Below are 13480 nucleotides of genomic sequence, written 5' to 3'. Positions count from 1 at the left end.
ACTCCTTCGTGGGGCCGGCCGAAAAACGCCCGGTCACCCGCGACGGCGACCGTTAAATCGAATTAATTCGGCTTAATCGGGCCTCAAACCGCCGGATACGGTCTCCCCGGTTCATTACCCGTCGGGCCATGGGACCCGGGTGGAGGCACGACAGATGAAGCTCACCCAACTCGGTATCGTGGCGCTCGTCGCCCTGCTCGTCACCGCGGGCGGCGCGTCCGCGATCGACGTCAGCACAGACACCGGTGTCACGGTCGACGGCACCGCGAGTAGCGACGACGGCTCCGCGAGCACGAGTGCGTCCGCGGACAGCACCACGTCCGCGAACACCTCGGACGGCTCGAGCACGTCCGGCGACACGAACACCACGTCGAGCGCCGACGCGGACAGTGACGCGAACGCGTCCGCGGACGGTTCGACGTCCGCCGACACCACGACTGACGCCGACGCGTCAACTGACGCCGAGACTGACGCCGGCGTCTCCGTCTCCGCTGACGGTGACGGCGCCAGCGTCGACGCTGACGTGAACGACTCCGCGAACGTCTCCGCGGAAGCCAGCGCCGACGGCTCCGCTGAGGCCGAGGCGTCCGCCGGTGCCGGCGTGAACGTCTCCGCCGACGCGGAGGGTGACGTCGACGCGAACGCGTCGGCCGGCCCACCGGTCGACATGCCCGCGAACGTCCCGGAGCACGTGACCGAGATCCACTCGTCCATCCGCGCGTTCGTGAGCGGTGAGATCTCGAACCTCGGCGCCGCTGTCAGCGGTATCGTCGGCGGCTCCGCCGACGCGAACGGCTCCGCTACGGCTGACGCCAACGCGAGCGCCGACGCCGACGTGAATGCCTCGGCGAACGCGACCACCGACGCCCGCGCGACCGGCTCGGCTGCGGCCGACGGTGACGCGTCCGGCGCCGCTTCGGCGTCCGGTCAGGCCGCCGCGAACGCTGCCGCGAACGCCGACGCTGACGTGAGCGCCGACGCCTCGGCGAACGCGAACGCCGCCGCCAGCGCGTCCGGGAACGCGCAGGGCGGCATCGCGTCCACGATTCAGAGTGAGGTCTCGAACCTCGGCGCCGCCGTCAGCGGCTTCTTCGGCGTTGACGCCGAGGCCGGCGGCCAGGCGTCCGCGAGCGCCGACGCGTAACGCCCGATGATTCCCCCTGCCGGCGGTGAGCACGCGCTCTCGCTCGCCGTCGGCCTCCTGCTCGGCGGCGGCGCGCTCGCGCTCGCCGCCCGCACGCTCTCGCGACCGTTCGGCTACGACCACGCGCTCGTGACCGCGCTCTGCGGCGCGCTCGCGTACGCGCTGGCCGGCGCCGTGCCGGTCGTCGATCCCCTGCTGGCGCTGCTCGCATGGGTCGGCGTCATCAAATGGCGCTACCCCGTAGATTGGCCCCGCGCCGCCGGTATCGGCGTTCACGAGAACGCGTCGTTCTCGTGAGCCAGCCGGGAGCCTCGCTTCCGGCGCTGGTTCGCGTGGGTCGTCGCCGCGCTCTCCGCCGCTGCGCTCGGCATCGTCGGCCTGCACGTCGACCCGCTCGGCGTGCCCGACCGCTGAGCCGCCGCGACCACCGCCTTTTTCGACCACGCGCCCGAAGCCGCGACCATGTCCCGGCTTCGCGACGCGCTCCGCGAACTCCCCGACGCCGTCTTCGCCGACTTCGCCGAGAGCGACGACGCCTACCGGCTCGTCTTCGACGTGCCGGGCGTCAGCGCCGACACCGTCGACGTGGACGTGCGGGCGTATACTCTCCACGTCGACGCCCGTCGCGAGAAGGACGTCCCCGACGGCTTCGACTACCGTCGCGAGGAGCGGGCCGTCTTCCTCGAGTTCGAGGTGCCGCTCCCGCCGAACGTCGCGAGCGCGGACGCCACCGCGACGCTGGAGAACGGCGTCCTCGACGTCGTCCTCCCGAAATCCGACGGGGACGGCGTCCGCGTGCCCGTCGAGGGGTAGCGCGTGGCGTCACTGCGCGCCTATCGGCGCTTCGTCGTCGTCACGTGGCAGTTCCTCCCACTCGTCTGGTCGTACGCCCGCGACAGGCGGCGTTTCCTCCTCTTCGGCGGGCCGCGCGCCGTCTCCAGCGAACGCCGCGTGCGACGCGCCGAGCGCCTCGTGGACAGTCTCCTCACGCTCGGGCCGACGTTCATCAAACTCGGGCAGTTGCTCTCGACGCGCCCGGACGTCCTCCCGCCGGAGTACGTCGAGGAACTCGCTCAACTCCAAGACCGGGTGCCGCCGGCCGACTGGCGCGAGGCTCGCGAGGTGCTGGAAGCGGAAGTCGGCCCCGTCGAGGAGGCGTACGACGACTTCGACACCGAGGCCATCAGCGGCGCAAGCCTCGGGCAAGTGTATACGGCGACGCTCAAGGGCGAGGACGTCGCCGTGAAGGTCCGACGCCCCGGAATCGAACCGCTCGTCACCGCCGACCTGCGCGTCGTCTCGTGGTCGCTCCCGATCCTGCTGTTCTTCGTGGACGACGCGCGCGCGTTCAGCCTCGAGAACCTCGCCGAGGAGTTCGACACGACGCTGCGCGAGGAGATGGACTACTCGCGCGAAGCCGCGATGCTTGAGGAAATCCGGTCGAACTTCGCAGACGACGACGCCGTCGCGATTCCCGCCGTCCACGACTCCCACTCCGGCGAGCGCGTCCTCACGATGGAGTACCTCGAAGGCACCAAGATCAGCGACGTCGACGCGCTCGATGCCGCGGGGGTGGACAGACACGCCGTCGCCGAGAACCTGGAGCGCACCTACCTCCAGATGATCGTCGAGGACGGCGTCTTCCACGCCGACCCCCACCCGGGGAACCTCGCCGTCCAAGACGACGGCACCATCGTCTTCTACGATTTCGGGATGAGCGGTCGGGTGGACGAGTCCGTGCAGGGCCACATCGTCGACTTCTACGTCGCCGTCGCGAACCAGGACATCGAGGCCATCCTCGACACCCTCGTCGAGATGGGCACCCTGAGCCCTGAGGCCGACCGTGCGACGATGGCCGAAGTGATGGAACTCGCCATCGCGGACGCCCGCGGCGAGTCCGTCGAGCAGTACCGCGTCCAGCAGATCGTCTCCAAGGTCGAGGACACCATCTATGAGTTCCCCCTGCGGCTCCCCTCGAACCTCGCGCTCGTCCTCCGCGTCGCCACGGTCGTCGAGGGCGTCTGTCTCACGCTCGACCCCGACTTCGACTTCGTCACCGTCGCCACCGACTACCTCGGCGAGCGAGGCTACTACGAACGCGGCGCGCGCGAGTTCGTCACCGACACCGGCGAGCAACTCTCCGTGTCGGCGCGCTCCTCGCTCCGCCTCGCGCCGAAACTCGAACGCGCGCTCGACCGCGTCGACCGGGACGACTTCTACGTCCGTGCCGCCGTCGAGGACTCCGGCGGCTACCTCGACGCGCTCGCCGCACGCCTCGTCACCGGCCTCCTCTTCGGTGCCGGCGTCGTCTCCACCGGGCTGCTCTACGCGGACGCCGCCCACCGGATCGCGGCCGTCGCCGCCGCCGCGACGGCCGTCGTCGGCCTGCTCTGCTGGCGTTCGTTCCGGCGGCGTCGCGGGACGCGCGGTCGCGACGCGCTCACCCCCGGAGACGAGCGCCCGTAGCGACACGGGAGTGGTGAGCGTTAACCCGATCGCGCGAGAGGAGCGACCATGGACCCGCTCCCGCCGTTCGAACTCGAACGCTGGTTCGCCGAGTACGAACACGACGCCGACCTGATGCTCGCCGAATCCGGCGTCCGGCCGCTCGAGGCTGCGCGCTTCGACTACGGCGCCGGCGAGCTCGGCTACGTCATCCCGACTGACGGCGATCCCGCGTTCCGCGAGCGCGTCGCCGAGGAACACGGCCGCACCCGCGAGGAGGTACTGTTCACCTGCGGGACACAGGAGGCGAACTACCTCGGCCTCCAAGCCATTCTGGAGGACGGCGGGCACGCCGTCGTCGTCACGCCGACCTACGAGGCGCTCCACCGGATTCCCGAATCGATGGCGGACGTCACCGAAGTCCCGCTTTCCGGCCCGGACTGGACGCTCGACGTCGAGGCCGTCCGCGACGCGATTCGCGACGACACCCGCGTCGTCGTGCTCAACAACCCGAACAACCCCACCGGGTCGTACGCCGACTGGGAGACCGTCGAGGAACTCTACGACGTCGCCACGGACGCCGGGGCCTACCTCTACTGCGACGAGGTGTACCGCGAACTCGCCGACGATCCCCATCCACCCGTCGCGACCCTTGGGCCGAACGCCGTCAGCACCGCGAGCGTCAGCAAGGCCTACGGATTGGCGGGACTGCGGTTCGGCTGGCTCGTCGGCCCTGAGGCCGTCGTCGAGCGCGCGTGGGAACTCAAGGACTACACGAGCATCTCCGTCGGGAAACTCGACCAGCACGTCGCCGAGCAAGCCATCACCCGGAAGGCCGACATCCTCGCCGAGAACCGCGCGCACGTCGAGCGGAACCGCGAGCGCGTCGCCGACTTCCTCGACGAGCACGGCCTCGACTGGCACGACCCCGTCGGGCCCAACGGCTTCGTCACCGTTCCGGAGGGATACACGGGCTCGCGCGACTTCTGTCGGACGGTCGTCGAGGAGGCGAGCGTCGTTCTCGCGCCGGGCGACTGCTTCGGCTACAACGACTACTTCCGCATCGGCTTCGGCCTCCCGTCCGACGAACTCGAGGCCGGCCTGACGCGCGTCGCGGACGTGCTCGCGGCCGACCACTAAGCGCGCTCGCTGGCGCGTTCCAAACGGTTTATACCCGGCAGGCGAGAATCGCGAGTATGGCGAAAGAGCAGAAGGAAGTCCGCGACCTGCAGGAAGGTAACTACGTCATCATCGAGGACGCCGCGTGTAAGATCGACGGCTACTCCACCGCGAAGCCGGGCAAGCACGGCAGCGCGAAGGCCCGTATCGAGGCCCGTGGCGTCTTCGACGGCAAGCGCCGTTCGCTCAGCCAGCCGGTCGACGCGAAGATCTGGGTCCCCATAATCAACCGGAAGCAGGGCCAGATCGTCTCCAAGGAGTCCGAGAGCGTCGTTCAGGTGATGGACCTTGAGACCTACGAGACCATCACGATGGAGATTCCCGGCGACGTCGACGTCGACCCCGACGACGAGATCGAGTACCTCGAGTGGGAAGGCAAGCGGAAGGTCCTCCAGTAATCGGAATGTTCCCCGGCGCGACGGCGGACACCTCTGCTGCAGCCTACGTGGTCGTCGGCGCGCCGCTCGACGTCTCTACGTCCTTCCAGCCGGGGACGCGCTTCGGACCGGAGCGCGTCCGTCGGTTCGCGGGGACGTTCGAGGACTACGACCGCGCCTACGACCGTTCCTTTTCCGAGCTATCCGTCGCCGACCACGGCGACGTCCACGCGTGGACCGACGCCGAGGAGTACTGTGAGTACCTCGCGAGTGTCTGTCGGGACTACGCCCGCGACGACGCCGTCCCGCTGACCGTCGGCGGCGAGCACACCGTCTCGGTGGCGCCGGTGCACGCCCTCGACCCGGACGTCTTCGTGGTCTGTGACGCCCACCTCGACCTCCGCACCGACTACGACGGTGACTCGTGGAGCCACTCGACGGTGACGTGCCACGCCCTCGAGGTCGCCGACGAAGCCGTGATTCTGGGCGCGCGCTCGGGCTGTGAGGCCGAGTGGGAACGCGCCGCGGAGTCGGACGTCACTGTCGTCGAACCGGCGGCCGTCCCCGAGTGGACGCCACCCGCCGACTTCGCCGAGCGGGACGTCTACCTCTCGGTGGACGTGGACGCCGCGGACCCGGCGTACGCCCCGGGGACGGGCACGCCGGAGCCGTTCGGCCTCACCTCGCGGGAGCTCCGTGACGTCGTGCGCACCGTCGCGCCCCACGCCTCGGGGTTCGACATCGTGGAGGTGAACGACCGGGACGACGGGCAGGCCGCGGTGCTCGCGGCGAAACTCCTCCGCGAGTTCGTCTTCGCGCACGCGGACGCGATGGCGGGAACGGGCGACGCCGGCGTGGGCGCTGACGCTAGCGACTAGGCGAACAGGTGGTGCGTCGCGTCCGTCGGGGGCCGCACCACCGGTTTCGCGGTGGCCGCCGACGGCCCGCTCTCGGCGCAGACGCGGGCGTGGCGTCGCCACCGCGTTTGAACTCCCGCACCCTTCTTGTCGCGGGGCGCTCTTGGCCCGAGTATGCAACTCTCGGAACTCGTCTCGCGTTACGACGAGCGCCTTCGTACCGATGATTTCGCGGACGTGGACGCCTCGGCGAACGGCCTGCAGGTCGGCCCCGAGGAAAAACACGTCGAGCGCGTCGCGTTCGCGGTGGACGCCGTCGCCGAGACTGTCGAGGCGGCCGCGGGGGCGGACGCGGACCTCCTCGTCACGCACCACGGCCTCTCGTGGGGTGGCATCGAGCGCGTTACGGGTCGGCAGTACGGCCGCATCGCCCCCCTTATCGAGAACGACCTCGCGCTCTACGTCTCGCACCTCCCGCTCGACGGCCACCCCGAGTTGGGGAATGCCGCGGGCGTCGCAGACGTGCTTGGCCTCGCGAACCTCGAAGGCATCGGGCACGTCGGCCCGGAAACCATCGGCCTCCGCGGTGACGCGGGCGGCGTCGCGCGCGAGGACGTCCGCGAGCGCCTCGAGTCCGAGCTCGACCACGGCGGGACGGGCGTGCGCGCCCTCGAGTTCGGCCCGGAGACCGTCGAGGACGTCGCCGTCGTGACGGGTGCGGGCGCGGACTTCCTCGACGAGGCCGTCGAGGCGGGCGTCGACACGTTCGTGACGGGTGAGCCGAAGGGCAAGACCTACCACGAGGCGAAGGAAGCCGGGATCAACGTCTTCTGTGGGACGCACTACGGCACCGAGACGTTCGGCGTGCGCTCGCTGATGGACCTCACCGAGCGGTGGGGGCCGGCGGTGACGTACCTCGACGTGCCGACCGGCCTGTAGGGCGAACCCGGACCCTTCAAAGCACTGCCGGCCCGAGTCGTCGGTATGAGCGACGACCACGACCACGAGGAACCCGAGCGCGAGGAGTTCCACCACGACCCGCTCGGCCACGCGGAGGTCAGCGCGGGCATGACCGTCGGCGAACTCGTCGAGCAGTACGGACACGCGGGCATCGGCGCGGCGGACGTCTCGCACGCCGTCGACGTCTACGAGCAGATGCTCGGCGACGACGACGTGACGAACTTCTTCGGCCTCGCCGGTGCGATGGTCCCGACGGGGATGCGCCAGGTCGTCGTCGAACTCATCCGTGACGGCCATATCGACGCGCTCGTCACGACGGGCGCGAACCTGACGCACGACGCCATCGAGGCCGTCGGGGGGAAACACCATCACGGCCACGCGGGCCCGCACGACCACCGGATGAGCGCGGGCGACGAGCACGCGGGGATGGACCCGACGGAGTACGACGAGCGACTCCGCGAGGAGGAAGTCGACCGGATTTACAACGTCTACCTGCCCCAGGAGCATTTCGCGCTCTTCGAGGCCCACCTGCGCGAGCACGTCTTCCCACAGGTCGAGCGCACCGTCTCGATTCAGGAGTTCACCGAGGCGCTCGGGAAGGCGAACCTCGAAGTGAACGAGGAGGACGACATCGAAGAGGACGCCGGCATTGCGGCGGCGGCCTACGAGCACGACGTCCCGGTCTACGTCCCGGCGATTCAGGACTCCGTGCTCGGCCTGCAGGCGTGGATGTACTCGCAGACGAGCGACTTCACGCTCGACGCCCTCGCGGACATGACGCACATCACGGACCTCGCGTTCGACGCCGAGAAGGCGGGCGCGATGGTCGTCGGCGGCGGCGTTCCGAAGAACTACGTCCTCCAGACGATGCTCGTCGTCCCCGAGGCGTACGACTACGCCGTCCAGCTGACGATGGACCCCGAGCACACCGGCGGTCTCTCCGGCGCGACACTCGACGAGGCACGCTCGTGGGGCAAACTGAAGCCCACCGCGGAGAACGCGACGGTCGTCGGGGACGCCACCATCACGCTCCCGCTCGTCGTCGCGGCGACGCGCGAACGCCTCTGAACCGAGACGGCACTCCCGAACGGTTTCTGGTCACCCCCGTCCACCGCGCTCCGTTTTCACGGTTTCCGTCAATCCGGGAGCCATCGCCGTCGCCTTCTCGGCGCCGGCTGAGCGCGTCGGCGGTGTCGAGACCATCGAACTACCGGCACATTGTGTTGGTTTCGTCGTCCCATACACCGAGAACCCAGTGTATAGTCGGATGGAATCCAAAAAGTGACTGTATTAGATATTCGTATACCAGTCCACAGTTTCAGAAAACACATGCGGAATACTTATCCGTGGGTAGGGCATTTGTCTATTTGCAATGGCATCCGGTAAGGTTGACTTCTTCAACGACACGGGCGGCTACGGTTTCATCGCGACTGAGGACTCTGACGAGGACGTTTTCTTCCACATGGAGGACGTTGGCGGTGAGGACCTAACTGAAGGCACCGAGATTGAATTCGAGATCGAAGACGCCCCCAAGGGCCCGCGCGCGACGAACGTCGTCCGCGCATAATTCGGACTAGTACTGTCGCCGTTCGGCGACACTAACGTTACTTCGGTTTTTTACACACCCGGGAGCGACGCGGTCGCTCAACGGGAGACACACGACACCTCGGAGCGACGGCCACGTCGAAAAAGAGCAGCGAGAGGCGGGGTGTTCCGACGATGGACGGCGGGCGTCAGGTATCGTCGCTACTGTCCGGGTCGAGGTTGAAGTCGACCGGGATAGTGCCGACGTCCTGCTGTTTGACCTTGTAGGTGACCTTGAGGTCGACCTTCTGCTCAGTGGACTTATACTCGACTTTGTAGTCGCCGACGACCTGCGGCATCACGGGAACGGCGGCGTCGCCGCCGTCGGCGTTACTGGTGTCGTCGAGGTCGACGTCGAAGGGGAGCTCGTCGACGTTCTCGACGGTGTTCTTGTACTGGAAGGTCACCTTCTTCTTGGAGTCGGTAGCCTTGTAGTCGGTCTTGTACTGGCCGACGATGTCCTCGCTGACGGGGTTAAAGTCGTCCTCGTCGCGGGGGTCGTCGTTGAAGTCGAAGCCGGGGACGTCCTTGTTGGACGCGCCGGCGTCGTACGTGTAGGTGGCCTTGAATTCGACCTTCTGGTCAGTGGCCTTGTACTCGACCGTGTACTTCCCGGGGACGTCCTTCGCGACGGGGTAGGCGGTGTCGTTGCCTTCGTGGACGTCGAAGGCAAGCGTGCCGTCGCGTTCAAGGAAATCACCGTAGGGGAGGTTGCGGTCCTCGAGGTCTCCCTTCGGCGTGATCTTGTACGTCTCCTTCTCGCCGTTCTCGTAGTTCACGACGAGTTTGTACTTGTACTTCGCTTTGTCCCCGGTCCGCTTGTAGTCGAACTTCACCTGAATTTTCCCGGAGAAGTTCGCGGGGAGGCGCGCGTCGTCCTCGTCGTCGTCCTGCGTGTCGAGGTGCTCGAAGCGATCGGTGTTCTGGTCGGTCTGCTGGGCGGTCACAGCCGTGGCGCCGGCGAATGCGGCCACGAGCAGCATTGCCACTGTCGCGGCAGTGTAGTGCGTACGTGATGGCACGGTGGATCACCTGCTGAGGCTGACAGGCACTCGACAGTTGCGTCGTGAGACGGAAAATAGTGGTGGCGGCTATATCGAGTATACAGGGCCTCAGAAGCGTACATACGGCAAATGATGGTGGGATAGGGAGGCCGGATAGAGACTGTTCGGTCGTGTGACGTGGCGGGATCCTATCGTATACCTCTACGTATTTGTTACCTGAGTGCCACCATCGCGCCGGCGCTGGTGTTCACTCACCCGTCAGTCGAATATAACACAAACGTCGAACCCCGATTCCGACGGTCGTCGGCCGCTGACGCGGCTATAGAACATGAGTTAAGCGGGTGGAGTGTGAGGCGTGAGGTAGCCCCACCACACTCTAACCATGTCCGGAGAGTACGACTTAGTCATCGTCGGCGGCGGTATCAGCGGCGCATCGCTCCTCTACACGGTCGCGAAGTTCACCGACGTCGAGTCGGTCGCGCTCGTCGAGAAGGAAGAGGAGATTGCCCAGATCAACTCCCACCACACGAACAACTCCCAGACCCTCCACTTCGGCGACATCGAGACGAACTACACACTCGAGAAGGCCGAGGAAGTGAAGGAGGGCGCCGAACTCCTCGCGGGCTACCTCGAGAACCACGACCCCGACCGCGAGATGCACTCGAAGCGCTCGAAGATGGTCCTCGGCGTCGGCGACGAGGAGGTCGCCTCCCTCGAAGAGCGCTACCACGAGGAGGGCTTCGGCGACCTCTACCCGAAGCTCCGCCCCATCGGCCGCGAGAAGATCGCGGAGCTCGAACCGAAGGTCGTCGAGGGACGCGACCCGAGCAAGGACCTGCTCGCGCTCCAGACGCCCGACGGCTACGTCGTCGACTACGGACAGACCGCCCAGTCCTTCGTCGAGCAGGCGAAGGCGGAGACGGGCGTCGACGTCTACACCGGCACGGAAGTCACCGACATCACGGAGACGACGAGCGGCTACACGCTCACCACCGACCGGGGCCCCTTCGACTGTGACGTCGCCGTCGTCGCCGCCGGCTCGCACAGCCTCCAGATCGCCAAGGAGATGGGTTACGGGCAGGACAAAGTCCTCCTCCCGGTCGCGGGGAGCTTCTTCCTCGCGGAGGACGGCCCGCTGAACGGGAAGGTCTACACGCTCCAGATGAAGAAGCTCCCGTTCGCCGCCGTCCACGGTGACGCGGACGTCCACGACGGCTCCATCACGCGCTTCGGGCCGACCGCGAAACTCGTCCCGACGCTCGAACGCGGTCGGCTGAACACCGTCAGCGACTTCCTCGACGTCTTCGGGCTGAACGTCGCCTCCTTCCTCAGCTACGGGAACATCCTCGCGGACCGCATCCTCCTGCCCTACGTCCTCCGCAACCTCGTCTACGACGTCCCGGAGGTCGGCCGGCGCTCCTTCCTCCCGGAAGTCCAGAAGGTCGTCCCGACGATGGAACTCGACGACATCAAGCGCGCGAAGGGCTACGGCGGCGTCCGCCCGCAGATCGTCGACACGAAGAACAAGACCCTCGACATGGGCGAGGCGAAGATCGTCGGCGACGACATCATCTTCAACATCACGCCGTCGCCCGGTGCCTCGACGTGTCTGAAGAACGCGATGCGCGACACGCACACCCTCATCGACTTCTTCGACGAGGACTACGAGTTCGACGAGGAGGCGTTCCGCGCGGACACCATCGACGAGTTCCCGCGCGGCGAGCGCGACGACGACGTCGAAATCGACGTCGAGTAACTACTCGCGCAGTTCGTCCGCGAGCGTCGGCACGAACGTCCCGACGTCCGTCACGAGGCCGAGCGCCTGCGCGCTCCCGCGGTCCAGCAGTTGGGTGACGGTCGCGGGGTTGATGTCGACGCAGACGACGCGCGCCGTGGAGGGCAGGCAGTTCCCGACGGCGACCGAGTGCAGCAGCGTCGAGAGCATCACCACCATGTCGGCGTCGTGGGCCTGTCGGCGAATCTCGTTCTGTGCCTCCACGGTGTCCGTGATCGTGTCCGGGAGCGGGCCGTCGTCGCGAATCGAGCCCGCGAGCACGAAGTCCACGTCGTTCTCGACACACTCGTACATCACGCCCTCCGTGACGAGGCCGTCCGCGACGGCGTTCTCGATGCCGCCCGCGCGGACGATCTCACTGATGGTGTAGATGTGGTGTTTGTGGCCCTTCCTGGGATGCTCGAGGGTCTCGATGTTCATCCCGAGGCTCGTCCCGTAGAGACCGCGCTCGATGTCGTGCGTCGCGAAGCCGTTCCCCGCCGAGAGCGCATCAACGTACCCCTCACGGACGAGTTCGGCGAGCGCGTCGCCGGCACCCGAGTGGATGACGGCGGGCCCGGCGACGACGAGGACGTTCCCGCCCGCCGCCTTCACCTCGCGGAGCGCGTCGGCGACTTTCCGAATGAGTGACGCGGAGGGTCGTTCGGCGGAGACGCCCCCACGCATGAACCCGAACGGCCCCGAGGAGTCGCGGGGGCGCTCGGGCGGCCGGACGCGGATTCCGGCTTCGCCGGTCACCACGAGGTCCTCCGCCTCGATGCCGTTCAACACCTGCGTGCGCGCCGTCGGGTCGCCGTCCGGGTCCTCGACGACGATGGCGCAGTCCATCTCGATGTCCTCGACTTCGACCCACTGCCCGTTCACCCGGACGTCCGTCGGGTGGTTCGTCGTCGAGTAGAACCCCTGTGGCACCACGCGGTCCGCCGGCGCGGGCGTCAGCGTCGCGTCCTCCGGGTCGATGGGGTTCACACCCGACTGGTGGAGCTCGTGGACGATGGACTGGAGCGTCCCCTCGTCCGGCGCGGTGACGCTGAGGCGCGCGTAGGACTCCTCGTCCTTGTGGCGCCCGACGTCGAATTGCTCGACGTCGAAGTCCCCGCCGAGGTCCATGATGACCTCGAAACAGCGCTGCATCGTCCCCGAGTCGATAATGTGGCCCTCCAGCTCGACTGTTCGCGAGACGGTCATACTCGCGCGTCGTCGCCGGACGCAATCAGGGTTGCGCCGTGCGGTGGCGTTTTACCGCCGTGGCGGCTACGGCCACGTGGCCGATGACGACGCCACCGGGCCGAGTCCGGGGTGGCACTCGGACGATGAGGAGCCCTATGAGTGCCGAGGCCAGCTTTCTATCCATACATTTCGGGAAAGAAGTGAACGAACGTCATAGAATCGCGTCTGCTACCTGCTGAGAGAGGACAGTCGTAATCAAAAGGCGAATAGAGTACACTCTGAGAGGCCACATAGGCCCCGACACTGTTCACTGCGAACCTGGGTGACTCGGTAAAAGGACTCATGCGGGTGAATACGACAGCAAGCGTTCTGAACAGAGTGTGATGGTATAGTGTTGCGCCTACTTGTTGGAAGAATCTGATTCGCGGAGTTGAGGCGGCACGTCCATCTCCTTCTTTAATTGGTCTTTTGCCTCTTCCCAAGTCTCCCGAAGGTTCCCTTGATGTGTTCGCGGTTCTTTCTCCCAATTCTCGTCATCTGCGGTCAAGTAATCCTCAATATCAGCACCAATCATTCCAAACTGCATCTTCATATCATAGAGTGCTCTCTCTTGTTCTTCTGTGAGGTATATCGAGTGCCTCATGAGCGTCTTGTGGAAGGATTCAATTTTTGGTTCGACGTTCTCTTCATACTCGGACAGAGGCGTTGTACGAGACATTTCGTCAATGAAGTCATCTACTGTCTGAAAACAATCTTCGAGTTCAGCATGCAGTTCAGCCATCGCCTCTACCTTCTGTTCCATATAGTATTCTGCACGAAGACGCTTGTTTGCGGCCTTCCGCTGTTTGCTGGTCACATAAATCGTAACTGACGCTGAAATCACTGCACCGACTACGACTCCAAAGAACCCGATTATTGCAGTGAACAACGAACTAACCGGCATACCTGGTACAAAGAGCTCTGTC

The 13480-nt window shown here is 66.4% G+C and carries 14 protein-coding genes; 11 read left to right on the top strand and 3 right to left on the bottom strand.

Features of this window, described 5'->3' with window-relative positions; translation table 11 throughout:
• Positions 1 to 154 precede the first annotated feature (154 nt).
• The 10 genes from ACQUS8_RS08350 (at position 155) to ACQUS8_RS08305 (ending at position 8529) form a co-directional block, all read left to right on the top strand.
• Positions 155 to 1144 carry a hypothetical protein gene (locus ACQUS8_RS08350; RefSeq protein WP_435099437.1) on the top strand — a complete coding sequence of 330 codons (990 nt, stop codon included), beginning with the start codon at positions 155 to 157 and terminating at the stop codon, positions 1142 to 1144.
• A gap of 6 nt (positions 1145 to 1150) precedes the next feature.
• Complete coding sequence (locus ACQUS8_RS08345; RefSeq protein ID WP_435099434.1) at positions 1151 to 1441, top strand: hypothetical protein; 291 nt, start codon at positions 1151 to 1153, stop codon at positions 1439 to 1441.
• Positions 1442 to 1606: 165 nt separating this feature from the next.
• The gene (locus ACQUS8_RS08340) at positions 1607 to 1957 is read left to right on the top strand and encodes an Hsp20/alpha crystallin family protein (RefSeq protein ID WP_435099431.1); all 351 of its coding nucleotides are present in this window, start codon (positions 1607 to 1609) and stop codon (positions 1955 to 1957) included.
• A 3-nt stretch (positions 1958 to 1960) separates the two neighbouring features.
• The gene (locus tag ACQUS8_RS08335; RefSeq protein ID WP_435099428.1) at positions 1961 to 3610 is read left to right on the top strand and encodes an ABC1 kinase family protein; all 1650 of its coding nucleotides are present in this window, start codon (positions 1961 to 1963) and stop codon (positions 3608 to 3610) included.
• A 48-nt stretch (positions 3611 to 3658) separates the two neighbouring features.
• Positions 3659 to 4729 (top strand): aminotransferase class I/II-fold pyridoxal phosphate-dependent enzyme, encoded by a 1071-nt coding sequence (locus ACQUS8_RS08330; protein ID WP_435099425.1) that lies wholly within the window; start codon positions 3659 to 3661, stop codon positions 4727 to 4729.
• A 56-nt stretch (positions 4730 to 4785) separates the two neighbouring features.
• Entirely contained in the window at positions 4786 to 5166 is a 381-nt protein-coding gene (locus tag ACQUS8_RS08325) for a translation initiation factor IF-5A (RefSeq protein WP_435099422.1), read from the top strand.
• A 5-nt stretch (positions 5167 to 5171) separates the two neighbouring features.
• Positions 5172 to 6023, top strand: coding sequence for an agmatinase (gene speB / locus ACQUS8_RS08320; protein ID WP_435099419.1), 852 nt, complete (start codon positions 5172 to 5174; stop codon positions 6021 to 6023).
• A gap of 153 nt (positions 6024 to 6176) precedes the next feature.
• Positions 6177 to 6941 (top strand): Nif3-like dinuclear metal center hexameric protein, encoded by a 765-nt coding sequence (locus tag ACQUS8_RS08315; RefSeq protein WP_435099416.1) that lies wholly within the window; start codon positions 6177 to 6179, stop codon positions 6939 to 6941.
• A 45-nt stretch (positions 6942 to 6986) separates the two neighbouring features.
• Positions 6987 to 8030 carry a deoxyhypusine synthase gene (locus ACQUS8_RS08310; protein ID WP_435099413.1) on the top strand — a complete coding sequence of 348 codons (1044 nt, stop codon included), beginning with the start codon at positions 6987 to 6989 and terminating at the stop codon, positions 8028 to 8030.
• Between the two features lie 304 nt (positions 8031 to 8334).
• Positions 8335 to 8529, top strand: coding sequence for a cold-shock protein (locus tag ACQUS8_RS08305; RefSeq protein WP_435099410.1), 195 nt, complete (start codon positions 8335 to 8337; stop codon positions 8527 to 8529).
• Between the two features lie 166 nt (positions 8530 to 8695).
• On the opposite strand, the gene ACQUS8_RS08300 is transcribed toward ACQUS8_RS08305, so the two are convergent.
• Complete coding sequence (locus tag ACQUS8_RS08300) at positions 8696 to 9529, bottom strand: hypothetical protein (protein ID WP_435099407.1); 834 nt, start codon at positions 9527 to 9529, stop codon at positions 8696 to 8698.
• A gap of 403 nt (positions 9530 to 9932) precedes the next feature.
• Between ACQUS8_RS08300 and ACQUS8_RS08295 the strand changes: the two genes are divergently transcribed.
• A complete protein-coding gene (locus ACQUS8_RS08295) occupies positions 9933 to 11306 on the top strand; it encodes an FAD-dependent oxidoreductase (protein ID WP_435099405.1) in 1374 nt (457 codons plus the stop codon).
• On the opposite strand, the gene ACQUS8_RS08290 is transcribed toward ACQUS8_RS08295, so the two are convergent.
• Together ACQUS8_RS08290 and ACQUS8_RS08285 are read right to left on the bottom strand one after the other, a co-directional pair.
• A complete protein-coding gene (locus ACQUS8_RS08290; RefSeq protein WP_435099403.1) occupies positions 11307 to 12533 on the bottom strand; it encodes a TIGR00300 family protein in 1227 nt (408 codons plus the stop codon). It lies immediately after the preceding gene.
• A 382-nt stretch (positions 12534 to 12915) separates the two neighbouring features.
• Positions 12916 to 13458, bottom strand: coding sequence for a hypothetical protein (locus ACQUS8_RS08285; RefSeq protein ID WP_435099401.1), 543 nt, complete (start codon positions 13456 to 13458; stop codon positions 12916 to 12918).
• Between the last annotated feature and the right edge of the window lie 22 nt (positions 13459 to 13480).

Source organism: Halarchaeum sp. P4 (assembly GCF_051195175.1).
Taxonomy (GTDB): domain Archaea; phylum Halobacteriota; class Halobacteria; order Halobacteriales; family Halobacteriaceae; genus Halarchaeum.
The sequence above is the reverse complement of the archived record's forward strand: the minus strand, read 5'-3'. Positions and strand labels throughout refer to the sequence as shown.